Origin of the sequence: Pseudomonas sp. JDS08PS003 (genome assembly GCF_045013505.1) — a bacterium.
GTDB classification, from domain to species: domain Bacteria; phylum Pseudomonadota; class Gammaproteobacteria; order Pseudomonadales; family Pseudomonadaceae; genus Aquipseudomonas; species Aquipseudomonas protegens_B.
Map to the genome: position 1 here is coordinate 4,220,576 of NZ_CP120724.1, position 26,923 is coordinate 4,247,498.

Consider the following 26,923-nt stretch of genomic DNA (forward strand, 5'->3'; position numbering starts at 1 on the left):
TCGCCGCCATCTTCATCACCGCCGGGTCAAAGTTCGTCGTCTTGCACCAGGCGAAAATAGCCGGCCTGCAGGCGCTGGTAATCCTTGAGGGTCATGCCCTCCAGATCCTTGGCGCCGACCTCGGCCAGACTGGAGAACAGCATGAGTTCGCGCTGTTCGTCGTCACTGCCGGCGGCAGTGTTAGCGGCACGCACATCCCGCACGGTGGGTGCGCGCAGAGTGACCTTGTCGCAGACCACTCCATTCATCTCCACCGCCTTAGTGAGGGTCACGACCACACTCTCGGCGCTCAGGGTCATCCAGGCCGGTGTCTTTTTCGATACTTGAGTCATTGCTGTTTTCCTTACAGGCCCAGGGCCGAACGTTGGGCGGCGAGCTGGTCGACGCCATTGATCACGCGCTTCATGCCCAGCGCATCGATCTCGTAGATGAGGCGGCCGTCGACTTCGAGCTTGTAGTAAGTCAACGCCACGTTGTGCTTGATCTCGGCCTTGTCGCCGGCCTTCCAGTCTCCCATGTCGACCTCCTTGAGCATGCCGCGCAGGGTGACAATCACCGGGGTGACCTTGCCCTTAAGACCTTTGAAGGCGCCCCGGAACACGCCGTTGAAGGCGGTGCCGTCGGCCAGGCCGAAGAGCTTCAACGACTCGCGGCGCACACCGGTGGTGGTAAAGCCGGCCTCTTGTTTTTCCATGCCCATGTCCAGCTCCACCGGCAGGTCCATGCCGCCGGCCCGGTGCTCCTCGGTCTTGAGCGTGAGCTTGGGCAGGGTCAGGCTCGGGACATCGCCTTGGAAGCTGATGCCATCGGCGAACAGGTTCATGTTCGCCAGGGTTTCGGGAATCATTGCCATTGCTGCGGCTCCTTAAGCGGCGGAATCGAGGACTTCGGTCAACCACTGGTTGGTGACCTCGACACGGAAGTTCGGGTTTTCGGCGGGCGGCACGTCGGTAAAGCGGATGTTCCAGTACACCTTGCCCTGCTCCAGCTGGCTGGCGGTGTTGAGTTCGGTGTCCGCGTAGACCTCGAAATTGATAATCGCGCCCTGGTTCTTCAGGTCGCGCATGAACGCCTGCAGACCCTCGGTCACGTCCTTGACGTAGGTCGCGGTGATCGAGCGGTCGACCGCCCACTTGTGCCCGTAGAGGATCGCGTCCATGACGATGTCCATGGTTCGCACCCGAGTGACGAACGCCCACTTCGGATCGCTCGACAACGTGCGGTTGCCCCACAGCCGAAAGCCCGCATCACGAATGATCGTGGTGATGTTGGCGTTGTTCAGCAGGTTGGCCCGGCAAGTCTCGTCCCCGTCCAGAAACTCAATGGGCCGAGTGGTGCCGGTGAGGCCGACAAACTCCTTGTTTGACGGCGAGGCCCAGAAGCCGTACTCGTTGTCGGTCCAAGCGAACAGTCCCGCCGCCCAGGCCGAGGCCGGCGCATCGACGGTCGCGCTCTCGCCGGTGTCCCAGTACTGAATGCCCGGGTCAACCAGATAGGCCCGCTTGGCGCCGAAGTTCTTGGCGTACTCCATGGCCGCCTCGTCGGTAGTGTTGGGGCCGTCGAGGATGGCCAGGCCCCGCAGTTTGTCGGCCAAGGCCACCAGGGCGGTACCGACCGGCAGATTGGCGCTGTGCTTGGGAGCCACCAGCAAACGCGGCTGGGCGTTGAAACGGCTCTTGCCGTCCAACAGCGCCTGCAGGCCGGTACGCTTGCCGCTGGCCAGCACCCCTCCGATGATCGCCGAGGTCTGCTGTGCGGCGTCCTGAACCTTGGCCACACCGCATGCAACGATCACCGCCTTGGCGCGCTGGTAGATGGCCTTGCAGGCCTTGGTGATGGCCGCATCCGGGCCCCAGGCCGCGATGGCTTCGCGCTCGTTGGTGATTAGCAACAAGTCGTTGGCCTTGGCACTGAAGTCGGGGCCTTCGGTGAAAGTGTCCACCAGGCCGATGATCGAGGACGACGGTAGCGAGATAGTGCGCGCGCCGGTGTCCACACTGGTGACGGTAACGCCGTGAAAGAAACCACTCATGGATAAGCTCCAGACATGAAAAAGCCCCGCATGAGCGAGGCTGTGAGAGGAACGGGCGCCGTAGCGCGGGAAAGAAAACGCCCCGTCAGTGCGGGGCGTTTACTCGGTTTGCTCGGCGATCCAAGGTGGCGCCACCGGGCGGTGCTCGACCTGCGGAAAGTCCGACGACTGTGGCCAGTTACGCAAAGTCTGCATGTACATGAGCAACTCATTGAATTGATCTGATGTAAGTGTTGTCGCCACTTCGATCTCCTGCTGATCGCGGTGCCGATCACGTAACCAAACCACTGACGACAACTCAACATCCCGCCACGCCCGCTCAAGTCTGGCAAGTGCAGCTGGAGACGAATCAACTGGTAGTGGATCTGCGATGGTCGGAGCGCCATCCGCATCTGGCACAAGGGCCTTGCCTTCAGCAAGGGCTCCGAAGAGCTGGCTGTGACGCTCCGCCGTGACCGGGACACCACCATTATCATCAACCGAAAAAGCAAAGCGCTGGTCAACCGGGACCCAGTTTGCATAGAACATCAGATCACCTCCCGAACGCGAAAAAATCGATAACCCCGGCCAGACTCGAACCGGAACCCATCCATTGGTTGTCGACTGTGAAGCCGTTTAGGGACTTGTCGCGCACTTGCGGAACGTTCCCGTTATCGAGCCTGCCGCCTGAGTAGACGAACGTTGCATTGAGCGCGTAAGAGCCCGTGTATGCGATTGGAAGGGTCACTGAAACCGACGCACCGGCCCCCCCTTCAGCTGTAACGTTCACGCTGCCCTTCTGAAGAATCCAGCCGCCGAGCCAGCTTGGCAGCTTGAGCGCCGCGTAGTTGCCCGTGATGATCACAGCACCGTTGAACAGTTTCTTCGGCGTGACGACAGCAGTGTCATCGTTTCCAGCATTCACATCTTCTATTGTTGCGATCCTTACCGCGCCGCGAACTGTTTCTGAAGCTTGAGCCTTGACGACCGTTTCAACCTCGAACTTTGTGTAAGCGTCAGTGATGCCATACGCCGCCAACGTAGTCGCCTTGTTCGCCTTGCTCTCTGGATTGAAGTTGCCAGCATGCCAAGCGATGTTTCCGAAAAACGATGCAGTCTTGTCAGGAACGCTCATTACTAAAGGGAATGTTAATTCCCCGTTAACGACTGCGAAGAACCGAATACTCTTATTAGCAACATCGAGCCTTGCATCTATCTCAGGTGTACGCCATCCGATTTCTGGAGAGTCAACAGCCCCATTATCGAGCATGATAGACCCCGATACCACGCCGCCAGCCTTCGGCAATAGCCCGCTAACTGCCACGTTCATCTCCGCTTTAGTCACCCCATCAGTGATACCGAAGCCACCCAGCGTCGTCGGGTTGGACCCGCTAACAACGATGCCCCGCTTGTCGATGGTGACCACCCGATAAGTACCGGGAGCCTTGTCTGCCGGCAACGCCGCAGCCAGCGAGTCGTCGACATATTGCCGGGTCGCCAGCACCACCGCCGGGTCGATCTTCAACACGATCTGCGCAGCGTTCGACACGATAAAGTTCATGCGAATGACCTGGGTCTTTCCGGTGCCCTGGGCCAGCAGGGGCTTAAAGCTCGGCGCGCAGTTGGCCACCGCCACCAGATCGCCGTCGGCATCGAACAGGCCGATCTCCCGAATCCAGCGCCCGCCCACATCGGACGGGATCACCTGCTCGGTGATGATGATGTTCGGGTTCGCCGGGTCAGTGCGTACCTGGTTGACCGGGGCCCGGCGCCATTCGTTGATCAGCTTGGTCTGGTTCCGGTTCGGGATGGGGTCGGTGCCGTTGGCATCCCCTACCGCCATCTCTTTGAAGGTCCAGGGCACACCGAGCGCCGTAGCGTTGGCTTGTTTCGCCTCGCCTACCGCCGTGAGGATGGCGAAGAACTGACTGTTAGAGTCGATCATGGGTACACGTCCAGGGTGTCTATTTCATCAATGCACACGACCTGGCCATAACGGCCGGTCACTTCGATATCGCGGGGTGTCGGAGGGTAAACGTCGATCACTTCACCCTGGTCCACATAGGCGCCGTAGCCGATCACGCCGGAGGTTTCCAGGCTGATGGCCAGGCCGGTCATATGCCGACTGACGGGCTTGGCGTCGTCGATCAGCCGGGTCAGTTCCTGATACATCTCCTCGGTGATGCCGGTATCCAGCACGCCGACTTTCAGGGCAAAGGTGGCCGGTTCACCGGCGGGCACCGTCTGCCACCACTCGACCACCTCGATCAGGTAGCCCAAGGGCTCCACCACCCGGCGCAGCGCGCCGATGGTGCCCTTGCGGGCATGGATGAAGTGGGCCGCCCGGATCGCGTTGCGCTTGACCGGCTCGGACCAGCGCGGGTCCCAGCGATCCACCGACCAGGCCCAGGCCAACTGGGGCAACAAATGCGCTGGACAGGTTGCAGGGTTGTAGAGGGTGCGCAGCACAATCGAGGTGTCGCCGGCGTTCGCCGCCTCAAGGGCCCTTTCCAGCGGCGTACTGTTGATCGGCAATAGGCTGGTCATGTCAGCCTCCCAGGGTGACGTTGTAGCCGGTGCAGTACGCCGCCTGGGCTCTGGTCGGGGTGATGTCCTGCCACCCCGGCAACTCGACCCGGGCCACACCGGCCACATGCAACTGCGCATCAATGGCCGAACGCGCCACCTCGATACCCAGACGCCGGCGTGGGTTGACCCAGGCGGCCAGCTTGCGCTCAGCCTCGGCCAGGGCGGCGTCACTCTCTGGCCCCGGTCCCTTCATGTGCAGCACCGCATCAATGCGATACGGCAGCACCTGAGCACTCTGGACCGTGACCCGGTCTCCCAGCGGCCGCACGTCCTCATCGTTGAGGGCTGCCGCCACTGTCGCCAGCAGCCCTGGAGCGGCCGCGCCGTCGCCTTCAAGGCTAAGCACCGTGACCGTCACGCAGGCCGGTGACGGGCTTTCGGCCTCGGCATCTGCCACCAAGGCCGAGGCATTGCGCGCATGCAGGATGTAGCTGTTACGCGGGCCAGCCGTGGTCAGGCCCTCATATGCCAACTGGACACGCTCGCGCAGAGCGTCGTCGGCTTCCTTGACCTCCTCCACCGGCGGCACCGCCTGCGAGTCACCGGCCTGGATCACCAGGCGCTGCAAGTTGACGTTGGCCGCCAGGTGATCCAAGTCCGAGCCTTTGGCGTGGGCCAGCAGCAGCGCCTTGGCCGCGTCGTTGACCCGGGCCCGCAGCTGCATATCCCCGTAGGCTGACAGCTCCAGCTGCTTGGTGACCGGGTCGCTCTCCAGGTTGGCCGTCCAGTTCTCACCCATGTGCCGGCGAAAGGCCGACAACTTGCCCTGGTACAACTCTTCAAAGTCCAGGGCTTCCAGCACCTGCGGCGCCGGCAGTACCGACAAGTCCAGCATGCTCATGCCGTTACCTCCAAAACCGCGTTATTGCCCAGGTACTGACCGACCAGCTCGAAGCTGATCTGGCCACCCACCACCGCTACCACCCGCACCCGCTCCAGCTTCAGGCGTGGCTCCCAGCGCAACAGCGCACGCGCCACCTCGGCCTGCACCGCGCTTTTCCACCCGCCGGTCACCGGTAAGTCGACGTAGCGGCGCAGGTTGCTGCCGTACTCCGGGCGCATCCGCCGGCTGCCCAGCGGCGTGGTCAGGATGTCCTCGATGGACTGCCGCACATGCTCGATGCCGGACAGCGGCTGGCCGGTGCGGCGATCCATTCCGATCATCGCGTTACTCCTGCTGCAGATCCGGATGATTGCTCAGATACTCCAACGCGGTGCTGTCACCGGTGGGAGCGGATACCCGACCCTGGGCCACGGCCAGCTGACGGCCGTCCGGCAGGATCAGCACCCGGGAGGTATAGAGGGTGTCGCGGAACACTGTAGGGCCGGCGCTGGCTGATGCGTCGGTGAGCTTTTTTGAGGTAGTCATGATTTCTCCGTGTATAAAAAATCCCGCGTACAACAGGCTTCCAGCTAAAGCTGCATAGCTTTGAGTAGATCAAACTAACGCGCCCTCCATTAGCTGCAATTGAGAGGCACATAGAAACGGCACCAGGAGATGCCAGCGTCACTCAAATTATTCTGGAATAAATTTTGTTACTACTCAGCAAGTGAGCCGTAGGTGATCTATATAGGATTAAAGAGTCTACTTCCTTACGGTTTAGACTCAGTTTAAAAAGGCGTCTTAAACTCGCAAAAGGAAAGGCTATGATTATAAAAAACGCCATATGCATCAGCTTGTCCTTACTGATGACAGGCTGTATTAACTTCACCTCTCCCGCCCGAAGCTCAAAGCTCCAGGCATCGTCAAGTTACTGGTTTGATTACGACGCATCTCGACGCGGGGCGTTTCTTGTACCAGATGGCACGAAGATCAAAATCTGCGCGGAGCCCCCACCAGATGTTGCACTAAGCTTGGTTTCGAAGCTCGAAGCCGATGTAAAAAAAGACGGTGTTGGGGAGGTATCAGGAAAAACCGAGTTCAATACAACAGTCGTAAAACTGGTGGAGCGAACTCAAATGACAATGCTCCTACGCGAGTCTCTTTATCGACTTTGCGAACAGTCCTTGGGACAGAACTTTACGTCCGCCCAAATACTTAAAGCTTATGAAGACACTGTGCAAGCGGCAGCTGACATAGCAAAGGCAGATTTGATAAAAGCACAGGAAAGCCTAGTTAAATCCGAGACAGTACAAACCCTTGTTAACCAAGGAAAAAGCCCCGTAGAAATACAGGAATTTCTCGAGCACAACTAGGGTATTCGTCTAAACGTAGATTTAACAATCAGCCAATGATTCCTTACCCCACTAGTGCAAAGTGGCAAGTCAAACAAAATAAAAGGAACAACCGCCGGAAGTGCTCCGCACTCCGGCGTATCCTTTTAATGCTTATGGTTCGCTGTATTGCCGGTGGTATCAACAATTCTGCCGCCGCCATTGATGTCACCAGCAACACTCAATGCTCCAACGATTTGGACATTTCCCTCAAGGGTGATTTCTCCTGCTAGCAGGATGGTTGAGGCCTTGCCAGCAATCGAGTCGTCAGTAACCACCGCCGAGCTGCCGCCGACCTGAATGGTCACCGTGCCGCTGGGCAGGTTGATGCTGTAGCTCTTGGTCTGCCAGTCGTAGACTAGCGAGCCGCCATCATCGAAGCGCCAGACCTCGACGTGGTCGCGGTTATCGGGTTGCGGCCCGGCATTGCCATATAGGCCAGGGATGAAAGTGCCTTGTGCCGGCTCACCACTGGGACTGATCAAAGCCCCCTGTTCACCCAGGCTCGGTGCTCGCCAGTGCCGGGCCTTGCCGGCGGCCTGGCTGTGCCAGCGAACCCAGGCGCTGGTCCAGCCGGCGCCGTCAGACACTCGCACCGTCCCACCAGCGAGATCTACACCGACCACACTGCATGGGATGATCAGGCCCGCGATCATGCGGTCATGTGCAGCTGCAACGTAGCCGCTCATGGCTGGACCTCGACACGGACACCCGGGGCATCCTCTCCCAGATTGAGCTCAAGAACACCCGCCGGTTGATCCGGCCACGGCCATTCCTCTTTGCCGAGGTATATCCCCTGGGTCCATTCCACGACCCAGACCGCGTACCCATCCATCTCGGGACGCGTCCAGTCCTGGGCCGACCGCACAAACTCTGCAGCGGCCACCTCGACGCCCCAGGTCTGCATGCGCAGCAGCACCGCAATCTGGGAAGCAACGAAGGCCGCTTGCCGCTGGCATTGCGTCTGTTCAGACCCCACAACCACCCGAGCTTCAAAGCGTGCCTCCAGCGCCGCTTCTCCGGTCATCTGATCGGTACCCGGCTCAAGCTCCGAAAGTTCGACCACCACCGCCGGAATAGCCATACGCTCAAGCATGTCAGGCATGACCGCTACATAGGCCAGCCCGGGAATGGCATCGCGAATATGTTGCTCTATCGCGCAGTACAACTGGTCAAGGCTGAAAGGTTCATCAGACACGTTTGCCACCTCGCAGATACTTCTGCAGCTCAAAGTTCAGTTCCTGTTCGAGGATTTCCAGCAGCCTTTCATCAGCGCGCTTGACCCATTCATCAAAGATCGGCCGCACGTCATCCAGCGACACCTTGGCCTTGGCCAGGGGGAAGCGGTTGTCGTTCTCGTTGATGAAGCCGGACCGCCGCTTTCCCTGCCGCGTTTCGGGGTAGTCGCTCGGGTCGTAGTGCTTGCTACCAGTCCGAATCCAGATGTCAGCCTGACTGCCATAGACCTTCTTGAAGAAGGCCCCCTGATAGCGCCGCCCAGCGACCGACACGCCCGACCGATTCTGGCGGGCTCGACCGATCCGGCTCGACTCAATCGGGTTGATGCCGAACCAGAGCTTCCCCTGCCCTCTGCTGTTGATGGGATACGCCCGCAGACGCTGCCGAACAGCCCCGACGGCAATGCGCTCCTTGCTGCTGACAGCCCGGGCGATGTAGGTCCGCAACCAGCGCAAGGTCTTGTTGATCGCCCGGCGCTGGGCTGCAGCTGCTGCCTTGGGCACCACGGCCGCAAAGTCCTTGAACACCTGCAAATCGACGGCCGAGGGCTGCAGCGTGATCATGCCTTCGCTGGCTGATTGCCGAGCGTAGCTGCCGATGCTCATGGATTGATCCTCAGAATGAGACTGACCAGGCCATCGCCTCCTGGCTCAATCAGAACCAAGGTGTACAGGCCACCTCCATCGTGCGCGGGCAGATCGATGCGCACCTGCTGACGTACCTCTACCCCCTCGGCATCCGATACACGGATCACCAGATGTGGCTCGCGCAGGCCCGTATTCATCTTGCCGAGCTTGGGTTGCAGCCAAGGCGCCGAGAACATCCCCAGCACCTCGCGGCCCTCGATATAGGCCGTATCCCCCAGCGCCTCGAACACCGCATCGTCAACATCGGCGACCAGCTCGCGAATGCCCACGGCTACATCTCCAGCAGGATCTGCGCCAATGGCCGCGTGCACAGGTGCAGCGGGTTCGACTGCGCCTCACCGGCCATGCCCTTGCCGAATGGCATCGGCTCAATCTTGCTGTAGTACGGCAGGCCCTCGGTGTTGACCGTCTCCATGTAGTCGGCCGGGGCAAACACCGAGATGTACAGATCCGGCACACCTTCGGGGACCAGCAGGGCCTTGTCATCATGGACAAAGGAAACCCCAGCAACCTTGCCGCGATAACGCTCCCAGACGATGCCACCGAACTCGAAGCTCTCGCGGGCATCCCCCCGCAGTGCTGCGGCCTGCTGGGTGTTGAGGAAGGTTTGCTTGACCTTCTCGTGGACGATCAGCTTGTTCCAGAAGTTCTTGCCACAGAAAGCCCGTGCTCCGGTGCTGGTGATACTGCCCAAGGCATCCTCTTGCAGGTCCAGGGCCTCGCCGCATTTGACGCGGATTTCAGTGGCAGGGTCGTTGAGCCCCATCGGCATCTTTTTGCGAGTCACCCCAAAGGTCTTGTAGATGTCCAACAGCACCGTCTTGCCGTCCGCATCGAGGATCTGGCCGTTCAAGGCACCCATGCGCTGGAATTCGTGGGTGGCGTCCAACTGTCGACGGCACTTGGCCAGGCGTTTGTTAACCACGTCCTGCACCGATTGCAGCTCGCTGCGGGTACCGAAAGCGCGGATTCCCTGGATCTCGTCGGCCTTGATGGCGAAGCGTTCCGGCAGGTGCACGGTGTTAAACGGGATCAGGTTGCGCTTGCTACCACCGACCACCAGGCCCGAGGTGCCACGCTCGCCCGCAGGGACCAGGGCGATGGTGTCGCCGTCCTTCTCGATCTGCACCGTCAGGGTGGTAATACCCTGCTCCTGAAACAGGCCCAGGCTGCTGATACGACCCGGGAGATACTCCTGATCGTTGATCGCCGCCGTCAGCGAGGAAACAGAAAACGCATCGTCGTTAAAGATCTCAATGTCAGCCATGAAGCTATCTCCAGAAAGCAAAAAACCCGCAAAGGCGGGCTCGGTAAACGAGGATGAATCGCCCTAGCGGACGAACACAAAATGAGTGGCCAGGGCCTTCTCGGCGGCTGGGTCCAGGCCGGTCAGGTGCGCTTCGCTGACCTCGGCCAAACGCACCACGGCTCGACCACGGCGGACCACATCCGACTCGCCCAAGGGGCCATAGAGGATGGCTTGGGCGTTTTCGCTACCGTCTTCGGCGTTCGGGTTGTAGGGGGCAAACTCACCAGTAGCAACCACCAGGCCGAGAATCTGCCCCGGCTCCAAGGCCGGGCCCGCAGCCACGTTGATGGCTTCGCGGGAAATGGTGCCGGCCCCTTCGGACAGCAGGAATTCACCCGCGTGCATCGGTTCACGTTGAATGGTCATGGTCTAGCTCCTTTTACGGATGGGTTTCGTGCGGCCTGGCGAGCGGCCCAGATGGAGGGCTGATCAATCTGTTTGGCCTGCACTTTGGGTGGTGGATCTGCTTCGAGCGGCAGGCTGTTGTCGATCTCGAAACCCTTGCCGCTGCCCACCAGCTTGTCGAACAGCCGCGCCCGCACAGCGGCAGCATCCAGACCGGCCGCCACATACTCGGCACTGAACTCAGGCAAACGGGCCGCCACGCACAGGTCGTTGATGGCTTTGGCCCGGGTCAAACCCGCCTGGACAACGGCCTCGCTTTCCAGCTGGGTGGACTTCAACAGCGGCTCGATCAGGTTGCTGATACCGGCAGCCGTGCAGCGCTGGGTGACCAGCAGCGCAAGCTGTGCGGCATCCACCACCGGAGTCGGCTCTGGCGGATCGGCTGGCACCTGCGGATCGGGCAGAGGCGCATCATCCAACTGAGCCAGGAGTTCAGCCGGAGCGTTGTGAAAGCGTTGCAGTGCGGCGCCCTGGCCCAAGCAAGCTTTGACCGTGACACCGTCGCCCACCTCGTCCGCCAGACCCAGGGCCACCGCCTCATTCGCCGTCAGCCACGTCTCGGCATCAACGAGGCGCCGCAGCTCCTCTTCATCGATGTCCGGTGCCTTGGCCTTATAGGCGGCGATGATGGCTTCCATGGTCTGGTCGAGCACCTGGGCCACCTTGCGAAAGTCCTCTGCATCGCCCGAGGCGTAGGTCCAGGGGTTGTGAATCATCAGCATGGCATTGGCCGCGATCACCACCCGGTGAGCGCCGCACACAGCAACGCTGGCAGCACTGGCGGCCAGGGCGTCGATACGGCCGGTGCAGCGCTCCCCCAACCGCGACAGCGCGTTGTGAATGGCCAGGCCGTCGAACAGGTCACCGCCGATGCTGTTAAACGCGGCGATCACCGGAGACACGCCGTCGTCCAGGGCTCGCAGATCCTGCACAAACTGATTGGCCGTCACGCCCCAGGTACCGATCTCGCCATACACGAAGACTTCAATGCTGCGCTGTTCGGCTTCGCCGCTGGCCCGCAGGGTGTACCAGGATTGGTCCTTGACCGGCACCAGCTTGCCGGCCTTGTCGTAAACGCGCACCTGCGCTTTCTTGCTCATGGTTGCTCCTTGTCGTCGAGCAACTCGACGCTTTCGAGAGTGGTGTAATTGAGGCCAAGGCCCTGCGCACGTTGCAGATCCGCGGCGTTTTCAGCGTCGACCGTTTCGGCGTCATAGCCGGTGCGCAGCACCATCTCGCTGCGCGAGGCGAAGCCGGCCTGCACTTCCATGCGCCGGGCTTGAACATCCTGCACTGGCTGGATGTAGGCCCAGCCTTGAGGCACCCAACGAGTGCGAAGGTACTCACGGCGCCGTTGCGTGTAGTCCTCTAGCTGCAACGCGCCCGAGAGGACGGCCATGTCCATCCAGGCCGCCCGAACAGGGCGGCACAACTGGTGCACGTAAACGCTGAACTGCAGTTGCTCCAGACGGCGCCGGAACTCGTTGAGCACCACCCGCAGCGCCCGGTCGTTAATCTCGCGCATGTCGCCCGTGAGGATCTCGTAGGGCGTGCCAGTACCCGCTGCGGCAGCCATCAGTTGCTGCCGCATGAAGTCGGGGTAGTTGTTGCCCGCGTCCGGCGGCTTGGAAAACTCGACCTCTTCACCCGGCCCCAGCTCCTGCATCGTGCCCGGCTCCAGCGCCACCATCGGCGTGAAACCATCGCGGTCCGCCATCAGCGGTTGGCCAGTGACTGGATCTCGCGGCGCCGGCCCCGTCTCGGGTGTCGGCCGCGAGATGAAACCGGCGAACAGGTTCGCCACCTCCTGCCGGAACAACACCGCATCGTCGTAGTTGTCGAGGCTGCGCAGGCGCTTGAGAACCGGCGACAAACGCGGAACACCGCGCAACTGGCCCGGCTCTATCGGTTCAAAGATGTGCAGCACCTGGGACGCTGGCACCCGTACCAGCTGGTTGTAACCGCCGTTCAACGACGAGGAGTCCCCCGGGTGCGAGCGATACATCCAGTACGCCACCCGCTTGCCCATGGCGTTGAACTCGATCCCGGCTCGAATGACATTGCCGTCGCGGGTGCTTTCAAACTTGTCATGAGGCACGAACTCCGGCGCCAGCAGTTGCAATTGCAGCGGCACCGCCAAGCCTTCGCTCAGACTGCGAGGACGCAGGCGCACAAAGCACTCGCCCGACGTCTCGACCGTTCGAGCCGCCAGGGCCTGCAGGCCATAGAAGTCGGTCAACTCATCGGCGTCCGACTCATCCACCCAGTCCTCCCACAGCTCCTGCAGCAGCTTGCGCAAGTCGTGGTCATCCGTCCGTGGCCTGGGGTTGATCCCGGTGCCGATCAGGTTGCTGACCCGCTTGTCGATCACGTTGAACGCATACGGGTCGTTGCGTACCGCCGCCCGGGAACGCGAGCGCAGGTTGCGCAAGGCCGGGGTGTTGATGGTGTTGATGCCGTTGTCGGGGGCATCCCAGCCCGAGGAACGGCGCCCCTCTCCGGCGCCCTCGTAACTGGCCTTGATATTGGACGGCAGCAAGAAACCGTTACGGGTCAGCGTCGGAAAGTGGCGAGCCATTACAGTCCCTTGCCTCCATGGAAAAGCCGGATCACGCGAGCGCGTGGTCCGGCGGCTGCACTCAGGCTGCCCCGGATCTCCTCGCGGGCCCTGAGCAGTTCATCCACCGTGCGGTACTCCACGGTACGGTCGCCATAGCGCACGGTTTTTTCACCGCGAGCGATAGCGCCCTCGATAGCGTCGAGGTGTTTCTGGGTAAAGGACATATCAGCGTCTCTTCAGATAGCCGCTAGTAGACATACGGCGTTGAGGGGGTGGAGCTGCTGGCTGGGGCCTGACCGCCGGGGCGGTTGGCTGAAGTACCGGTTCAACGACTGGAGCCGGTTCTGGCTCATCAGAAACAGACTCCACCTGCGCAGGTGCAGCAGTTGCCACTTCATCGAATAGCCCGGACTGGGCCATGGCCTGCCGCACGCGGTCCCAGTCGGATTCGAGGTAGCGATTGATGCCCAGGTAATGCGCCATCGCCAGGCAATACACCATCAGGTCGAGTGCCTCGTTCCGGTCGGCCTTGCCCTTGACCCACTCAATGCGCTTGTGGCCTTTGACGTAACGCGCCACTTTGCTCTCGGCCACACACTGGTCGAAGAACTCATCGGGCAAGTCATTGGCAAAGTGCAAGGCACCCGGCCCGCTCTCGAAGGGATAGCGGTTGTAGATCCAGTCCTTGGCGGTATCGGTACCGACAAACCACAGCTCGGCGCCGTTGCGTTCGGTCTGGCCCTTCCAGGTCACGTCCACCATCGACGGCCGCTGAGCGATCACTGGCCGGCCTGGTTTGCTCGCGCCCTTGATGGCGAAGACGTTGCGCCAACGACGTAGCCGACAGAACTGATAAACCTCATCTGTGTGATGCCCGCCCGAGTCGACGCCAGCAGCAAGGATCGCCAGACCGACGCCGCAGGGGTGCCGGTAACGCGCCTTGAGCTTTTCATCCAGCACCGCCCAGGTCTGTTCGTTCGCCGGGTCGCCCCAGATCACCTGGTGGTCGATCACCCAGCGCTCCATGCCGACACCGAAGCCCATCACCATCAGCTCCAGGCGGTTGGCCTGGACGTCGACCGAGGCGGTCAGCATCAGCACACCGGTCGGCATCGACCCGAGGCAATAGCTTTCGAGGCGTGCCCGATCCCGCAACACATGGGCCTTGGTCTGCTCTTGAGCGCAATCCCACACCTTGGCAAGCCGGGTGTTGTAGAACACCTGCATCGGCTCCAGATCGCCCTTGGCCTGGGCTTTCTTGGCCTTCTCGAACTGCCGCGCCAGCGTGCGCCAGTCCATCCAGCCAGGTGGCGAGTACAAGGCGTTGAGGTGGAAACCTACCGTTTCGCCATCACCCTGGGCATGCGAACGCCACTCACCCTGGGCCAGCATCCAACCCTTGTGATGCTCCTCGATCAGCACGTCACACTCGGGCCCGGCACACTGGTAATGCGCCATGGTGAAGTCCGCCGAGTACAGCAAGCGCTCCCACTCCAGCACCTGCCGATGCCCGCAATGCGGACAGGGGACGTAGTAGTAACGCTGGTCGCTGGACTCGAACAGATCGCTGATCCGCGAGGCCCCCTTGATCGTGGGCGAGCTGGAGAAATAGAACTTGGCGTTGCGGCCGAAGGTACTGCCCCGGGTTTCCGCCAGCTCGATGGGATCGCCCTCCTCGCCGACGTCTACTTCCCAACGGTCCACCTCATCACCGTACACATAGCGCGCCGACAGCTCCGCCAAGTTGGCCGCAGACCCCGCCGTCGTCACGTACAGCGACCCGCCTTCAAACTCCTTGGTGTCCATGGTGTTGCGCGAGTCCCGCGAGCGGCTGGACGCCACCCGCTCGCGCAGCACAGGCGTGGCCTTGATCGTCTTGCCGATCCGTGAAGACACCCGTTTGGCCAGGCCCAGGCTGGGCAGCAACGTCAGGATGTTGGACGGCGCCATGTGGATCAGGCCGCCGATCCAGTTCAAGGCGATCTGGGTTTTCATCAACTGAGAGGCCACCATGGTGACCACCCGCTTGCAGGGGTGAGCCGGTGACAGGCAGCGCATGGGCTCCCGGGCATAAGGCGTCCGAGAGGTCCGGTACTGGCCCGGCTCTGCGGCACCGGTGTCGCGGGGGATGCGCATGTATTCATCGGCCCACTCATCAATCCACACATCTGGGTCAGGCTGCAGGCCACGAAAGTAGGCCTCGCGGTAAACCTCCGCGCCGTCAGGTCTGGTCAGGTTCATTGACTACCTCCCAGTTGGTTTCAAGGGTGTGGCCAAAGTCCTCCGCAGACATGCGACTGGCCTCTTCCAGCCGTGTGCGCAAGGCTGCCGTGAGGTGCCTTTCGATCTCCCAGGCGTCGGTCATCGCGGCAAGCTCAGGCGCGAGCTGCGGCGGCATACCCAACAGCGTGTCGCGCAGCATGCGGCCGGCGTTGTAGGCGCCGGACTGCACCGCTGTGACCTCCACGGTCGAGCCCTGGACCTTGTTAAATTCCGCCTCGGCCAGCTGTGCCAGATAGTACTCGCGGTGAGCGCGAGCCTTTTGAAAGTCTGGCTGCTTGCCCGGCGCGGTAGCCAATGGCTGCGGCGCAGCCGTGGAAGTCGGCTCGGCAAGTGGGGTGAGTTGGCTGTGAACATCGCGCTGGACACGATCCTGTTGATGGCGAGCCGAGACAGCGGTCTTGCTCGGGTCTGCGGTTTCAGCAATGAGGGCTTGAGTGGCCAGGACATCGACCTTCTTGCCATCCGGCGAAAGCACCAACCGGTTGTTGTCTTTGAGCCAGGTGATGTAGCTGGGCGACCTGCCGATACGAGCCGCGAAGGCGCTCTTTGACAGGTAGGTTGGTTCTGTCATGAGCCCTCCTTTTTCAACGGGTTTTCAATCGAACCTTTCAATTTCAATGGATTGAATTTCAGTAAGCTGGCAGCCCTGCCGCTAACGAAGTCCCGCGGGTTCCCGACCCCGTGTCCTCGGGATGCTCCCAGGGTCCCCGGCGTTTTTTTTCGCGCACCAAACCAGTGCGAAAACCTGAAAGCCCCGTATTACGTGGCCTCTAGCGCATCAACCCCGATCCTCAGTGACAGGCGGCACCTTGCACACCCCGATCCGCTTCGCCGCCCAGCGCTCGTACAAGCCAATGGCGACATCCGCCCCGGCCATCGCCGTCAGGCAGCCAAAGGCGCCCGCCGTCCACACCGACACCCCGGCACCAATCAGCAACATCATTGCCGCCATCCCGCAGACGATGCAGGCACCGGACCGCAGCGCGAGGCGCCGCAACAGGGCCCACCCTCGCGCCCCTTCCTTGTCTGCTCGCCACATCTCGCCGGACACGCCGCCCACCAGGGCCAGGACGATCACTAACCAGATCGGCATCTCTGCCAGTGCTTGTTGCTCGTTCGTCATCGCCTGCCCCTTAAACGCAAAAACCCGGCACAAGGGCCGGGTTTGGTGTGTGGGTGCCTGCCGCTCTCTGCGGTCGCACCTATCGAAGATGGCTACTTTTTACAGGTGGATTCCGGTGGCAGCAACCCTGTTTTAACGCCACCCGGTGAATGTCTGGTGAACGCCTAGGCAATGTCGGCGAATATCTTTATTTCGGCTACCAGCGCCTTTGGCGCTGTCCTACCTGTCCCACTGATAGTGAGTCAGGCAGGACAGCTACAGGCCCCGAAATACAAAGCTCTGCCCTACTGTCCTGCCTCTATCTTTCCTTTCTCGCCTGTAAGAAGAAATTGAAAGGCACGCGTGCGCGCCCACGGCGCGTAGTGTGTGCCCGCTGCGCTCATGTGTGCGCATGACGCGCTGAGAGGTTGGACAGTAGGACAGCCCACGAATGACAAGGCCCGTGCTTGTCCTGCTGCGTCAAAACGCGGTCGGACAAGGCGAGCCAGTAGGACAGAGGCAAGCACACCAAGGGTAAGCGTCAAGCCACCTTCCCCATCAGCATGCCCTCGATGAACACATGCGCCTGGTGCAGGCGCTGGTAGTAAGTCTCACGACTGCAACCACAGTGCGCGTACTTCTGGGCCAAGAAGCTGTCGTGATTGCAGTAATGCTCCATCACCACCAGGGCCAGCTCGGGCGGCAGGTGCTTGTTGACGATCAGCTCGATATCGGCCGATTCATCCAGCAGCACCCGACTGCCACGGGTTCCCCGTATCAGCTCGCCTTTGCACTCCATCAGCATGGCGATCATGTTACCGCCGCCTGCCGTGCCGATGGCCAGGGTCGTGGGCATGTGCAGATCCTGGGCCCAGAGTTTGAGCATCTCGTCGATTCGCTTAATCAAAGCAAGGCTCCTCCTCTATCTGCGCCACCTGCAATGCAGATCCACGCCCCCAGTTGGTTGGCTTCTGATAGGCCCAAGGGCGCACGCCACTCTTAGTCAACGCCGGCATACGCTTCTTGCGCCACCCCAGGCGATGCATGATTGAGCCGACGCGCATCTGCGCTGGCTTGTCCCAATGGCTAGGATCGATCTTCAGAACCTCAGCCAGGATCTGACTGCCGGTGGTGGTCTCCCCCAAGTGCGACTCTTCCAGCCACTTCAGAATCGGCACCTCCCATTCATCCACCACAAAGCGCTCTTCCTGCGCCTCGGCGAACAACGGCGCTTCGTCACGGATCACCCACCAGATATCACCCGCCTGATAGCAGAACATCGCCTCAGCCCAGAGCTGGTCGCGGATCTGTCGCAGTTGCTCCAGGTCGACCTTGGTGCAGGCCACAGGCCAATAACGCCGGTTGCCGGTGGCGTCCTTGAGGTATTCATCCTGGTTGGTGGTGCCCACGAAAACACACTGGCGTGGCACGTCCATCGTTCTGCGGCCGTAGCTCTCGCGGTAGGTATCCACCGAGGCCGAGAAGAACTGTTTGGCCTTGGTCGATTCGGCTTTGTTGAAGCTGTCCAGCTCACCCAGCTCGATGATCCACTTGCCCCGGATCGCCTGGAACGCATCCTTGTCGCCCAGGGTAAACGGCGTGTCCATAAACCACGAACCACCGAGAATGCTCATGGCTGTTGACTTACCGGCGCCCTGTGCACCTTCCAGAATCATCACCGAGTCCGCCTTGCACCCCGGCGCCATCACCCGGCCCACCGCCGAAACCATCCAGCGCTTGCCGACCTTTGAGCTGTAGTCGGTCGGCTCCACGCCCATGATCTCGGTGAGCCAGGAGTCGAGCCGGGGCACGCGGTCCCACTCCAGGCCGCGCAGGTAATTGCGCACCGGATGAAACGCCCGATAGTGCGCCACCACGCTCACCGCCTCGATCACGTTCCCGACCCTGACCCGCAGGTTGTACTGCTGCGCGAGCCACTTCATCACCAGCATGTCGTCGATGTCGGCCCAGTCGCCGGTGTCGCCGCCATAGGGCGGTACCCGCAGCTTGACGATCTTGGCGCTGAACGAACAGAAGCCAATCACCCCGGCCCAGCGCTCATCATTGCTCAGGATCAGTTCAACGTTCTGCATGTGCGCGATCAGCATGCCGCTGTCGCTGCGAGCCAACAGATCCCGCCAGCCACCCGCAGCGGGTGGCCTGACCACCGCCAGCACCTGACGACGCACTGCCTCCAAACCTTCGGCGCAATGCAGGTCGTTGAAGTCGGTCCACTTGATCTCTCGCTCGCCGGAAAAGATCGGCGCCACCACCTGGCCGCCGACCACCGCCGCTGCGTTCTCCGCTCGTTCCTTGCCGGGATTCCAGGGTTCTCCGTTAGGACGTGTTGTCTTCCAGTCATCATCCCGACAGACAATGATCGGACGACCCGGAAAGCGCTCCCGCATCGCCTTGGACACCTGCATGAGGTTGCCGGCATCAAAGGCAATGGCCACAGTCAGCGAAGTCGCCATATGCAGGCTGACGCCGGTCGCGTACCCCTCACAAACCAGAATCGGCTCACCCGGCTCCGGGTGTGGACCGACCAAATGAAAGGCCCCATCCTTCGACATCCCGTAAGGCCAATAGGACTTGTCGCGGCCAGTGTTCTGCTGCTTCTCAGGATAGATAACCTGCAGGCCCACAATCTGGTCGCGCACGTTGCTCATGGGCACCAGAAAAGCCCCCGAGCGCGGTGCATAGCGCACACCGAAACCAACGATCTGCTTTCGGTCCAGGTAAGCGCTTTTGCCCTTCTCCGGCATACGCTTGAACAACCCGGCGGCACGCTTTGCCGCACGACGCGCTGCATTGACGGCGACTTCCGCCGCCCGGCGTTTCGCCTCTTCCTGCCGGGCGCGCATCACCTCACGCTCCTCGGCACTCATCCGCCCGGGTTTGACCTTGATCTTCTGCGTCACACCCGAACGCCAATCGCCAAAGCTGCCGAAGATCAGTGTTTCGCCCTTCTCGGTGTAGTGCTCATGCACCACGTACCAGCCGTTTTTCTCCTTGCCCTTATCCTGCGCCGTTTTGCAGCGGGTGAGCTTGCCGAACACCAACGGCTGCGCGGGCTCCAGGCCGTAATCGGCGAACTGCCCCAAGACCTCATCAAGCATGGCGGGCCCTCCGCACATCATCGATCTCCTGACAGGTCACACACATGGTGCAACCCGGCTGCGCCAAGCGGCGCGCTTCGGGAATAGGACCGTCACAGTCTTCGCAGATGAGGAAGGAATGCGCCGCCAACTCAGGTCTCAGCAACTGACGCGCCGCAAGCGCTTGATCGAGGCGTTCTTGCACCAGATCGTTGGCAAAATCCGCAATGTCAGCCATGGTCCGCCCCCCGAGTGGTCTGGTTGACGTAGCAGGCACGGTTAAACATGCCTAGCAGCCCCTGTATGCCGCGAAATACCTGCAGGCGAATTTCGGCCAGCTCGGCATCACTTACCACGCCATCGCCGATGCTCTTGGCCCAGGTGTCGGCCAGGTCGGCGACCTGACGGAAGTACACCGCGATGCCCGTGGTCAGCGTCTCCGGCATGTCGTTGGTGTAAGCCTCGGCCAACTCCTGCCAGATCGTGTCCCCTACCAAGGCATGCACCGCGTCGAGAATGCGCCGGTCCTTGGTCAGCTCCAGGATTTCGCCAAATTCTTGAATGTTGATGCTGTGGCTAGGGTGGGTGGGAGACAGCTTGTGCTGCAGCGTGGTCGGGTTGCGGCCGGTGGTGGCGGCGATGGCTGCGGCGCCACCAGGATAGTCCCGGGCGGCATGGTAAAGCGCGAGATCGAGCGGCAAGACTTCCCGCTTGGCCCGCTCAACAGAGTTCAAAGCGATACGGCTCATGGCATTAATCCTTAAAAGTTGCCAGTGCCGCGCAGCATGCAGTGGTGATACATTTGCCGCGTGGCTTGAAAGGGCCCAAACGCCGGCGAGATCTTCGGGATCGACACCGGCACCGTGCCGAGGCGAACAATCCGTTGTTCACCTCTGGCGCAACAGCTGCCCTATCTGTGGTGGAGAAGGCAGCAACCCAAGGCTTCCGAGCCTTGAAAGCGCGGTTGAAGTAGACGTTTTTGCATGTGGTGTGCACGCCTACCTAAACCGCGACCTGGCGACACTGTGGTGGTGTGTGCCGGGAGGAACTGGGCGATCTTCGGATCGCCTTTTTTCTAAGCTGCTTGAGTTCCACCTAAATCAGGCGGAAAAACGTCATCAAGCGAACATGCAGCGCCAAGCTTGTTTAGCGCACGAACAATTGCTCGACATTCCGATAGCCCAGCATTGCGCCGCCCGGCCTCGTAATTGCTAACACGCGTCTGCGTCCAACCAAGCTCAACCACCAAATCTCTTTGCCTAATACCTGCTTTCTCTCGGTGCTCAGCAATACGGTTCATAAGGGGTCTCCGATAACACGCGGCAATCTTAAGCACGAAACGTGAACTTTTCAACACGCAAAGTGTGAAAAATAAATTTCATATCGTGGTAAAAAAAGCACATGAACACACTAGGCAATCGCATCAAGCAATTAAGAAAGGCTACCGGCATGAGCCAACAGGCTCTTGCTCATGCCTGTGGGTGGGAGTCCCAATCTCGTATTGGCAATTATGAGAAAGGAACACGCCAACCTAATCTGCAAGATTTAGAAATACTGGCTACTGCCCTCGGGGTGTCATTACCCGACCTAGTGGCGGGCCGCGATCGATCCGAAATTGAATCGCTACCCGAGCACATCCAAGGCCGTGTTCGCTCTGAGGATCGAGCTGTCAGGGAGTTCGGCCGCTCTAGCGACAAAGGGCAGCCTGTAAGCAGCAACATAGGATGGGCAAAAGACGGGACAGTCCCCGTTACAGGCAATGCTCAGTTGGGTAATGAGGGCTATTTCGAAGAGCTCGCCTTGCCACCTGGGCATGATGATGGATATCTGAATATCCACAGCGATGATCCCGATGCTTATGGGCTCAAAGTGACAGGCGACAGCATGTTGCCCCGAATAAAAAACGGGGAATTTGTCCTAATTGAGCCCAACAAAAGCTTTTACAGCGGTGATGAGGTGATGGTCCGAACCGCATCAGGTAAAACAATGATCAAAGAGTTCATCTACCTGCGTGATGGGATGTACAGGCTAGACAGCATTAATGGTCTGCACGCCCCCATTCACGTGCCAGAAGAAGACGTTTTAGACATTCACCTTGTGGGGGGAATTTTGAAGTCATCACGCTTTCTCCATAACTCGGCCGATATTTAATCACACAACGTATTGACACGGACAAACACACTGCGTGATATTTGCCTCACTCTTCCACCACAGAGCGAGGCAATACCATGCACACCACCGCGACACTGCACGTCCATCCGGCATGTGCCAGAAACCCAAAACTGATCGAGCAGCTGCAATCCAATACCGGCTGCCTGGTTGTCCTTCACGACAGAAAACTTAAGCTCGTGGCAAAAAAACGCGGGCCCTCCCCCTTCGATCCGAACGGCGGAGGCGACGCGGCATGAGCAAATTCAGAGTCGACAACCGCACGCTGCAACTGCTCAAGGCCCAGGTCAACCTGAGCGAAACCTTCCACCACACCCTGCGCGATTCACCACAGCGCACGGCGCTGAAGCTTCGGCTGAAGGTTGATCGCACCCAGGCAGACGTCACTTTTGTGGTCGAGGTCGGCAGCGAACGCCACACGCTGACCCTGGCCAACGACAAGAAAGCCCACTTGAAGCTGGCTGACTTCATCGAAGAAATCGCCAACGGCCCAATCGATCCTAACGCCGAGCTGGCTCCACCACGACACGCCGAGCGCGTGTTCGGAGCCTTCAGCGCCCAACAGCGCGAGCAGGTGTTTGGTGTGGTGTGCCTGGGTGGCTTCCTCGATCTGGATCTCGGATTTGAACTGCCGATTCGTCTGGCCGTGCACCGCACCCGAACGCGCAAGGGCGTCACCGTTATCCTGAGCATCGGCGTCAAAAGCCCAAGGACCAAGTGCTTCACCGTCTCAGGCAGCGACGTGCAGATGTACCAGGACGTCTGTGAATCCATCCTTCACTTGGCAGCGCTGGCGACTCCCGCCGCGCACGCTGCTTAGGAGGCGGTCATGGAACGCAACCTTGAAAAGACCGCCAAGTACTTCGGCCTCACTCGTCCTGCCCTGATCAAGTTGATGCGCGAGAAGCACCTGCTCACCGAAAACAACCTGCCGGCCTTCCCGGTGCGGGATCGAGAGTACCTGCGTATCAAGGACGGCAACTGGTACCACGACAAACTCGGCATGCAATACAGCCAGTCAACGCGGGTTCGACAGGCCGGCATTCCCTGGCTTGCCGAGCAACTGGGCCTCGCCCTGCCCGCTATCCCGGCAGATCGCCGTGACGTGGCCTAGGGAGTACGCCCGCCAGATCATCGCCTTACGGACCAAAGAGGAGCGCAACGCTGCGCTCCTTGAGGTACCCGAGCATCTGCGCGAACTGACCAAAGCCCACTGCCTGATCACCTGGAACCACCCAAAACGCCGCCAGCGCATGGAGAGCCAGCAAGCCAATGAGTAACGCCAACCAGACCCCACTGCGCCTGATGCAAGCACCGGAAACCGCCACCGTCGAGCTGCTGTATCGCACCTTCGGCGATGTCCTGATCCCGCTGGAAAAGATCCGCGTGCAGTACTTCCGCAACCTCAACGAACAATCGTTCGCCGCCGAGATCAGCAGCGGCCGCATTCAACTGCCCGTCACCACCCTGGACAGCAGCCGCAAGGCACCGAAGTACGCACACATCCGCCACGTTGCCGCACTGATCGACATCCGCGCCTACCGGGCGGATGAAGAACACGCCAAGCAACAGGCCGACGCCGCAGAGCACGACCAATAACCCAACGGCTGCCCAAACTAGGAGCGCACCACATGCCCCCAGATACAAAGTCTTCAGTCAATACCTTTCGCCTTCATCTCCTCAAGATAGGTGTTGGCTTTTTCTCTCAATATCTTACAGGCGTTGTAAAAACGGTTCTCTGTCAAAGAGTCTCTGTTCACTCTGCTAACGCTTCGTCTACGAAGATAAGAGTTTCCGCGAATGACCTCGTCATTAATCGCATGAAGCAACTGCATAAACTCACTGTCGCCTCCAAACTCGAACATCGAAGAAAGCCTCGGAAGAAGCCAACTAATCTCCTCGCGGTAATAGTCAATATCTCGCCATGGAGACTGATCAAGCGCATGTGCGACTTGAAGAAAGGTGCTTTCCGCAGTCACCGCGAGGGTATACAGAACTTCAGCATTTTTAATCTTTTCCGCGTGGTCCATTTGGCGCTTCGCAAGCTCTGCTTTTTTATGGCCCCGTTCACTAATCCACCACGCTGCAAGCACAGCGGTAATCGCACCAATGGCCTGAGCCCAACCAGATGTGTCGGGGGGCAACCATCCTTGCTTTACCCAGTAAGCAACCGAGCCAACCATCAACCACAGAGCGGCTGCTCCAAACAACAACCACCACAATGCCAAAAGAGACGTCTCAATCATTCGTTCTTTAAATTTTGGCCCAACCATCGCTCATGGCCCCTCGCCATCAAATGTGTCGAGCATGCCCATTCCGACGCCGTTCGTCCATGAAACAGGCTGATGATTGAGAAGGCTTTTTGACGGACGCCAACGAGCACGACCAATAACCCAACAGCTGCCACCACCAGCCAAACCCACCGGAGCACACCACATGACCCACATACAGATCATTGCCCTGATCGGCCTGATACTCACCGTCGCCCTACTCTACTGGGCCGGTTACCTGATTGGCCGAAGCAATGGCCGAGCAGCCGGGATCGAGGAAGGCAAAGCCGTTGCCGAAGCGGGCAACGCAAGAGCCCTGCGCGAGCTGACAACTGCCCTCAAGTTCGTGCGAGCCGATAACCAAAGGCTGGCCGCACTCCACAAAAACCTGCAGGACAGCCAAGCCCTCAAGCCAGCACACAAGCAGACCTTGCTGGCTATCGCCGACCTGCTGCGCATCGCCGCCGAGACATTCAGCGCCTTCAAGACCGGGAAAAAACTCGAAAGAGACTCACGCTCGCTGCGCGATCAAGCCCTGACCATGGCCGCCCTAGTGGAGCCAGCAGCAAAGGAGGAAGCGGCATGAGCCAGCAGATCGATGGACCAGCCCGCTATCAGAAACCGGAGGAAAGCGGCATGCCGCAAGCTCAGCACACCGCACAAACCATGACCGCTTTGCTCCGCAACTTCACCGGCGTCGACGCACAGAAAACAAAGAGCCTCTGCTGCGCAGCAGCAGGCATTACTGCTCTTGCCCGCAACACGACCGAGACACGTATCCCCCACGAAAAGCTGCGCGGGGCAGCCACACCTGGAGCAATGCTGAACGCTCAGAGTGGGCCGCTCGCGCAGCGTGAAGTGGGGGATAAGCAGCATTGTAAAGACGCCTCAATCAAGACCAAATTTACAGAGTATTTCCGCAGCTCCGTTGACGATTTGGTCAGTGATCTGAAGTGTAGTAGCACAAGCCAACCGATCAACCTTACCCCCCTCAGCAAGCAGCTTCGCAAGTGCCAGTCCCACTTCCATTGCACCTCTCATTTTTATGAAAGGCTCCAACATTTCCACGACAGGCAACTCAACCGGATTAATACCTCTTACGAGAATCAGCTGCTGTTCATAGTCAGACAAGAGCTGAACCTGAGCTGCTTTATCTTCCGAATGAAGAACATCAAAACTGTTGAAGAGATTTGCTGTAGTCGTAGCAGCGTTCCTTGCCACACTGCTAACCAGTTTAAGAATCACGGACTCCCGCGTGCGTCTTGCTTTAGCGGTTTCTCGGGCTTGCTTGTTGGCAACGAAAAGTGCCATCGCTACAGCGGCAACACTTCCAATAGCCTGCACCCAAGCCGCAGCATCCTGCTTGGCATCAAATGCATTAAGCAAGACAAAAAAGGGCCACCCCACAGCTCCTACCGCCAGAAACGCCCAGACAATCCATATGTAGGCGACCTTCATCTCCAGAGGCATGCTGAATCTCTTCATGCGTCATGGCTCCCAGCCATCAAAAAGAGTCGAGCATGCCTATTTTCAAGCCTTCCGTCCATGAGGGTGGCAGCATGACGAATACATACGACGCAGCTAACTCGCTACAAAGCGAAACCTTGACCGAGGAAGAACTCGCAACCATCACGGGTTATCAGCTCCCGTCCAAACAGATCCAATGGCTAACCAACAACCATTGGGAGTTTGTTCTGACCGGTGCCCGGCGACCCATCGTTGGCCGGGTTTACGCCAGGATGAAGTTAGCCGGCGTTAAACCCTCTGCAGCTAGTGCCGTGACTGAAGTCTGGTCACTCAACCTTGCGAATGTGAGCTAACCAGTGCGCAAGAGAACCACAGGCAACCGCGACCTACCGCCGCGCATGGTGCGCCGTATCAGAAAGGGCAAGAACGGTCAGATCTGGACGGCGTACTACTACGACGGCAGGGACCACGCCGGCAAACGCAAAGAAATCCCACTGGGCACCGACCTCGATCAGGCCAAGGTGGAATGGGCCAGGCTGGAGCGCAGAGCGCCACCCAAGCCTAACCACCTGATGAGCTACGTGTTCGACCGGTACGAAAAGGAGATCATCCCCGGCAAATCGATCCGTACCCAGTCGGACAACCGCAAGGAACTCAAGCAGCTCAGGAGAGCCTTTGAGAACGCACCTATCGAATCGATCACCCCCCAGGTGATCGCCCAGTACCGCGATGCCAGAACCGCCAAGGTCCGGGCCAATCGAGAGATCGCCCTACTCTCTCACGCATTCACCATTGCCCGAGAGTGGGGCCTGACCGACAAAGCCAACCCGTGCTTCGGCGTTCGTCGTAACAAGGAAAAGCCCAGGGACTACTACGCCGGCGAGACCGTATGGAATGCCGTCTACGCTGAGGCGGTGCAGGAACTGAAGGACGCCATGGACCTGGCCTACTTGACCGGACAACGCCCCGCGGACGTGCTCAAGATCGCCGCCACCGATCTGAACAATGGGTTCTTGCTGATTGGCCAGGGCAAGACCGAAAAGCGCTTACGCTTGCGCCTGGAGGAAGAAGGCGTCCAGTCAGGCTTGAGTGCCTTTATAGAAGACCTACAGGAACGCAGGAGAATCAACAGCATCAGGACATCGACGCTAATCACCAACGCCTCAGGGCTACGAATGAGCCAGCAAATGCTGCGCAACCGCTGGGACGATGCGCGGGAGAAGGCTGCCGTCAAGGCTGCAGCCGATGGTGACCCAGCACTGGCGGTCAGCATTCGGCAGTTTCAGTTCAAGGACATTCGGCCGAAGGCTGCCAGTGAGATCGAGCTGACGCATGCAAGTCGGTTGCTGGGGCATTCAACTGAGGAGATGACCAAGAAGGTCTATAGACGAGTTGGAGAGATCGTTAAACCTACTAAATAATCGTACGCTGCCAACATCATGATCGGCAGCATACGGCCAAAAGCAGTCATGCCTGATCGACAGCATTCGGTGAAAAGCTAAGATCAACGCGATCACAAATAGCGTCGATCTAAACCACGTGTGCCATCATCTGACGATC

At 59.8% G+C, this 26,923-nt stretch carries 38 protein-coding genes; 10 read left to right on the forward strand and 28 right to left on the reverse strand.

Annotated features, from left to right (window positions below):
- Positions 1-26: 26 nt before the first annotated feature.
- From P7C00_RS18800 to P7C00_RS18840, 9 genes are all read right to left on the reverse strand, one after another.
- Positions 27-332 (reverse strand): phage tail assembly protein, encoded by a 306-nt coding sequence (locus P7C00_RS18800; RefSeq protein WP_404937064.1) that lies wholly within the window; start codon positions 330-332, stop codon positions 27-29.
- 11 nt (positions 333-343) lie between these two features.
- Positions 344-853, reverse strand: a complete 510-nt coding sequence (locus P7C00_RS18805; protein ID WP_041118645.1) for a phage major tail tube protein — start codon at positions 851-853, stop codon at positions 344-346.
- Positions 854-865: 12 nt separating this feature from the next.
- A complete protein-coding gene (locus P7C00_RS18810) occupies positions 866-2,032 on the reverse strand; it encodes a phage tail sheath subtilisin-like domain-containing protein (protein WP_404937065.1) in 1,167 nt (388 codons plus the stop codon).
- 99 nt (positions 2,033-2,131) lie between these two features.
- Positions 2,132-2,560 (reverse strand): phage tail assembly chaperone, encoded by a 429-nt coding sequence (locus P7C00_RS18815; RefSeq protein WP_404937066.1) that lies wholly within the window; start codon positions 2,558-2,560, stop codon positions 2,132-2,134.
- 4 nt (positions 2,561-2,564) lie between these two features.
- Positions 2,565-3,956, reverse strand: a complete 1,392-nt coding sequence (locus tag P7C00_RS18820) for a phage tail protein (RefSeq protein ID WP_404937067.1) — start codon at positions 3,954-3,956, stop codon at positions 2,565-2,567.
- On the reverse strand, positions 3,953-4,558 hold the full coding sequence (locus P7C00_RS18825; RefSeq protein WP_404937068.1) for a phage tail protein I: 606 nt from the start codon (positions 4,556-4,558) through the stop codon (positions 3,953-3,955). Before P7C00_RS18825 ends, P7C00_RS18820 begins: the two co-directional genes overlap by 4 nt.
- Position 4,559: 1 nt before the next feature.
- On the reverse strand, positions 4,560-5,441 hold the full coding sequence (locus P7C00_RS18830) for a baseplate J/gp47 family protein (RefSeq protein ID WP_404937069.1): 882 nt from the start codon (positions 5,439-5,441) through the stop codon (positions 4,560-4,562).
- Positions 5,438-5,764 carry a GPW/gp25 family protein gene (locus P7C00_RS18835; RefSeq protein ID WP_072444073.1) on the reverse strand — a complete coding sequence of 109 codons (327 nt, stop codon included), beginning with the start codon at positions 5,762-5,764 and terminating at the stop codon, positions 5,438-5,440. The genes P7C00_RS18830 and P7C00_RS18835 overlap by 4 nt, the downstream gene beginning before the upstream one ends.
- Positions 5,765-5,768: 4 nt before the next feature.
- Positions 5,769-5,969 carry a hypothetical protein gene (locus tag P7C00_RS18840; RefSeq protein ID WP_404937070.1) on the reverse strand — a complete coding sequence of 67 codons (201 nt, stop codon included), beginning with the start codon at positions 5,967-5,969 and terminating at the stop codon, positions 5,769-5,771.
- 278 nt (positions 5,970-6,247) lie between these two features.
- Here P7C00_RS18840 and P7C00_RS18845 point away from each other — a divergent pair, with 278 nt between their 5' ends.
- Positions 6,248-6,796, forward strand: coding sequence for a hypothetical protein (locus P7C00_RS18845; RefSeq protein WP_123394371.1), 549 nt, complete (start codon positions 6,248-6,250; stop codon positions 6,794-6,796).
- Positions 6,797-6,921: 125 nt separating this feature from the next.
- Here the strand turns inward: P7C00_RS18845 and P7C00_RS18850 are convergent, their stop codons facing one another.
- The 17 genes from P7C00_RS18850 to P7C00_RS18930 all read right to left on the reverse strand — a co-directional run bounded on the left by P7C00_RS18850 (position 6,922) and on the right by P7C00_RS18930 (position 20,757).
- Complete coding sequence (locus tag P7C00_RS18850) at positions 6,922-7,503, reverse strand: phage baseplate assembly protein V (protein WP_404937071.1); 582 nt, start codon at positions 7,501-7,503, stop codon at positions 6,922-6,924.
- The gene (locus P7C00_RS18855) at positions 7,500-8,012 is read right to left on the reverse strand and encodes a hypothetical protein (RefSeq protein WP_404937072.1); all 513 of its coding nucleotides are present in this window, start codon (positions 8,010-8,012) and stop codon (positions 7,500-7,502) included. The genes P7C00_RS18850 and P7C00_RS18855 overlap by 4 nt, the downstream gene beginning before the upstream one ends.
- A complete protein-coding gene (locus P7C00_RS18860; RefSeq protein ID WP_404937073.1) occupies positions 8,005-8,658 on the reverse strand; it encodes a hypothetical protein in 654 nt (217 codons plus the stop codon). Before P7C00_RS18860 ends, P7C00_RS18855 begins: the two co-directional genes overlap by 8 nt.
- Entirely contained in the window at positions 8,655-8,969 is a 315-nt protein-coding gene (locus tag P7C00_RS18865) for a hypothetical protein (RefSeq protein WP_123394373.1), read from the reverse strand. Before P7C00_RS18865 ends, P7C00_RS18860 begins: the two co-directional genes overlap by 4 nt.
- Positions 8,970-8,971: 2 nt before the next feature.
- Positions 8,972-9,967, reverse strand: a complete 996-nt coding sequence (locus P7C00_RS18870) for a major capsid protein (RefSeq protein WP_404937074.1) — start codon at positions 9,965-9,967, stop codon at positions 8,972-8,974.
- Positions 9,968-10,030: 63 nt separating this feature from the next.
- The gene (locus tag P7C00_RS18875; RefSeq protein WP_161467334.1) at positions 10,031-10,375 is read right to left on the reverse strand and encodes a head decoration protein; all 345 of its coding nucleotides are present in this window, start codon (positions 10,373-10,375) and stop codon (positions 10,031-10,033) included.
- Entirely contained in the window at positions 10,372-11,514 is a 1,143-nt protein-coding gene (locus P7C00_RS18880; protein WP_404937075.1) for a head maturation protease, ClpP-related, read from the reverse strand. The genes P7C00_RS18875 and P7C00_RS18880 overlap by 4 nt, the downstream gene beginning before the upstream one ends.
- Positions 11,511-12,992 carry a phage portal protein gene (locus P7C00_RS18885; protein ID WP_404937076.1) on the reverse strand — a complete coding sequence of 494 codons (1,482 nt, stop codon included), beginning with the start codon at positions 12,990-12,992 and terminating at the stop codon, positions 11,511-11,513. The genes P7C00_RS18880 and P7C00_RS18885 overlap by 4 nt, the downstream gene beginning before the upstream one ends.
- Positions 12,992-13,198, reverse strand: coding sequence for a phage head-tail joining protein (locus P7C00_RS18890; protein WP_047287306.1), 207 nt, complete (start codon positions 13,196-13,198; stop codon positions 12,992-12,994). The genes P7C00_RS18885 and P7C00_RS18890 overlap by 1 nt, the downstream gene beginning before the upstream one ends.
- Position 13,199: 1 nt before the next feature.
- A complete protein-coding gene (locus P7C00_RS18895; protein WP_404937077.1) occupies positions 13,200-15,215 on the reverse strand; it encodes a phage terminase large subunit family protein in 2,016 nt (671 codons plus the stop codon).
- A complete protein-coding gene (locus P7C00_RS18900) occupies positions 15,196-15,828 on the reverse strand; it encodes a terminase small subunit (protein ID WP_404937078.1) in 633 nt (210 codons plus the stop codon). Before P7C00_RS18900 ends, P7C00_RS18895 begins: the two co-directional genes overlap by 20 nt.
- Positions 15,829-16,035: 207 nt before the next feature.
- Positions 16,036-16,380, reverse strand: coding sequence for a phage holin family protein (locus tag P7C00_RS18905; RefSeq protein ID WP_404937079.1), 345 nt, complete (start codon positions 16,378-16,380; stop codon positions 16,036-16,038).
- A 520-nt stretch (positions 16,381-16,900) separates the two neighbouring features.
- Positions 16,901-17,266 (reverse strand): hypothetical protein, encoded by a 366-nt coding sequence (locus P7C00_RS18910; protein ID WP_093403712.1) that lies wholly within the window; start codon positions 17,264-17,266, stop codon positions 16,901-16,903.
- Positions 17,259-19,478: a VapE domain-containing protein gene (locus P7C00_RS18915; RefSeq protein ID WP_404937080.1), complete on the reverse strand. Its 2,220-nt coding sequence runs from the start codon at positions 19,476-19,478 to the stop codon at positions 17,259-17,261. The genes P7C00_RS18910 and P7C00_RS18915 overlap by 8 nt, the downstream gene beginning before the upstream one ends.
- On the reverse strand, positions 19,471-19,695 hold the full coding sequence (locus P7C00_RS18920) for a TraR/DksA family transcriptional regulator (RefSeq protein WP_060839754.1): 225 nt from the start codon (positions 19,693-19,695) through the stop codon (positions 19,471-19,473). Before P7C00_RS18920 ends, P7C00_RS18915 begins: the two co-directional genes overlap by 8 nt.
- On the reverse strand, positions 19,688-20,206 hold the full coding sequence (locus tag P7C00_RS18925) for a phage regulatory CII family protein (protein WP_263001015.1): 519 nt from the start codon (positions 20,204-20,206) through the stop codon (positions 19,688-19,690). Before P7C00_RS18925 ends, P7C00_RS18920 begins: the two co-directional genes overlap by 8 nt.
- 326 nt (positions 20,207-20,532) lie before the next feature.
- Complete coding sequence (locus P7C00_RS18930; RefSeq protein WP_080774206.1) at positions 20,533-20,757, reverse strand: helix-turn-helix transcriptional regulator; 225 nt, start codon at positions 20,755-20,757, stop codon at positions 20,533-20,535.
- A 101-nt stretch (positions 20,758-20,858) separates the two neighbouring features.
- Here P7C00_RS18930 and P7C00_RS18935 point away from each other — a divergent pair, with 101 nt between their 5' ends.
- The 6 genes from P7C00_RS18935 (at position 20,859) to P7C00_RS18960 (ending at position 23,225) form a co-directional block, all read left to right on the forward strand.
- Positions 20,859-21,608, forward strand: coding sequence for an XRE family transcriptional regulator (locus tag P7C00_RS18935; RefSeq protein WP_041118665.1), 750 nt, complete (start codon positions 20,859-20,861; stop codon positions 21,606-21,608).
- Positions 21,609-21,685: 77 nt separating this feature from the next.
- The gene (locus tag P7C00_RS18940) at positions 21,686-21,865 is read left to right on the forward strand and encodes a hypothetical protein (protein ID WP_258717740.1); all 180 of its coding nucleotides are present in this window, start codon (positions 21,686-21,688) and stop codon (positions 21,863-21,865) included.
- Positions 21,862-22,446, forward strand: coding sequence for a hypothetical protein (locus tag P7C00_RS18945; RefSeq protein WP_275927163.1), 585 nt, complete (start codon positions 21,862-21,864; stop codon positions 22,444-22,446). The genes P7C00_RS18940 and P7C00_RS18945 overlap by 4 nt, the downstream gene beginning before the upstream one ends.
- A 9-nt stretch (positions 22,447-22,455) precedes the next feature.
- Positions 22,456-22,740: a phage antirepressor KilAC domain-containing protein gene (locus P7C00_RS18950; protein ID WP_404937081.1), complete on the forward strand. Its 285-nt coding sequence runs from the start codon at positions 22,456-22,458 to the stop codon at positions 22,738-22,740.
- On the forward strand, positions 22,727-22,906 hold the full coding sequence (locus tag P7C00_RS18955; RefSeq protein ID WP_016966897.1) for a hypothetical protein: 180 nt from the start codon (positions 22,727-22,729) through the stop codon (positions 22,904-22,906). The genes P7C00_RS18950 and P7C00_RS18955 overlap by 14 nt, the downstream gene beginning before the upstream one ends.
- On the forward strand, positions 22,899-23,225 hold the full coding sequence (locus P7C00_RS18960) for a pyocin activator PrtN family protein (RefSeq protein WP_404937082.1): 327 nt from the start codon (positions 22,899-22,901) through the stop codon (positions 23,223-23,225). Before P7C00_RS18955 ends, P7C00_RS18960 begins: the two co-directional genes overlap by 8 nt.
- A 53-nt stretch (positions 23,226-23,278) precedes the next feature.
- Here P7C00_RS18960 and P7C00_RS18965 read toward each other — a convergent pair whose 3' ends face one another.
- Entirely contained in the window at positions 23,279-23,872 is a 594-nt protein-coding gene (locus P7C00_RS18965) for a hypothetical protein (protein WP_404937083.1), read from the reverse strand.
- 190 nt (positions 23,873-24,062) lie between these two features.
- Here P7C00_RS18965 and P7C00_RS18970 point away from each other — a divergent pair, with 190 nt between their 5' ends.
- Entirely contained in the window at positions 24,063-24,482 is a 420-nt protein-coding gene (locus P7C00_RS18970) for a hypothetical protein (protein ID WP_404937084.1), read from the forward strand.
- A gap of 302 nt (positions 24,483-24,784) precedes the next feature.
- Here the strand turns inward: P7C00_RS18970 and P7C00_RS18975 are convergent, their stop codons facing one another.
- Complete coding sequence (locus P7C00_RS18975) at positions 24,785-25,381, reverse strand: hypothetical protein (RefSeq protein WP_404937085.1); 597 nt, start codon at positions 25,379-25,381, stop codon at positions 24,785-24,787.
- A gap of 74 nt (positions 25,382-25,455) precedes the next feature.
- Here P7C00_RS18975 and P7C00_RS18980 point away from each other — a divergent pair, with 74 nt between their 5' ends.
- Both P7C00_RS18980 and P7C00_RS18985 read left to right on the forward strand, forming a co-directional pair.
- Positions 25,456-25,716, forward strand: coding sequence for a DUF4224 domain-containing protein (locus tag P7C00_RS18980; protein WP_123473537.1), 261 nt, complete (start codon positions 25,456-25,458; stop codon positions 25,714-25,716).
- Positions 25,717-25,719: 3 nt separating this feature from the next.
- Positions 25,720-26,784 (forward strand): tyrosine-type recombinase/integrase, encoded by a 1,065-nt coding sequence (locus P7C00_RS18985; RefSeq protein ID WP_375538789.1) that lies wholly within the window; start codon positions 25,720-25,722, stop codon positions 26,782-26,784.
- Positions 26,785-26,923 lie beyond the last annotated feature (139 nt).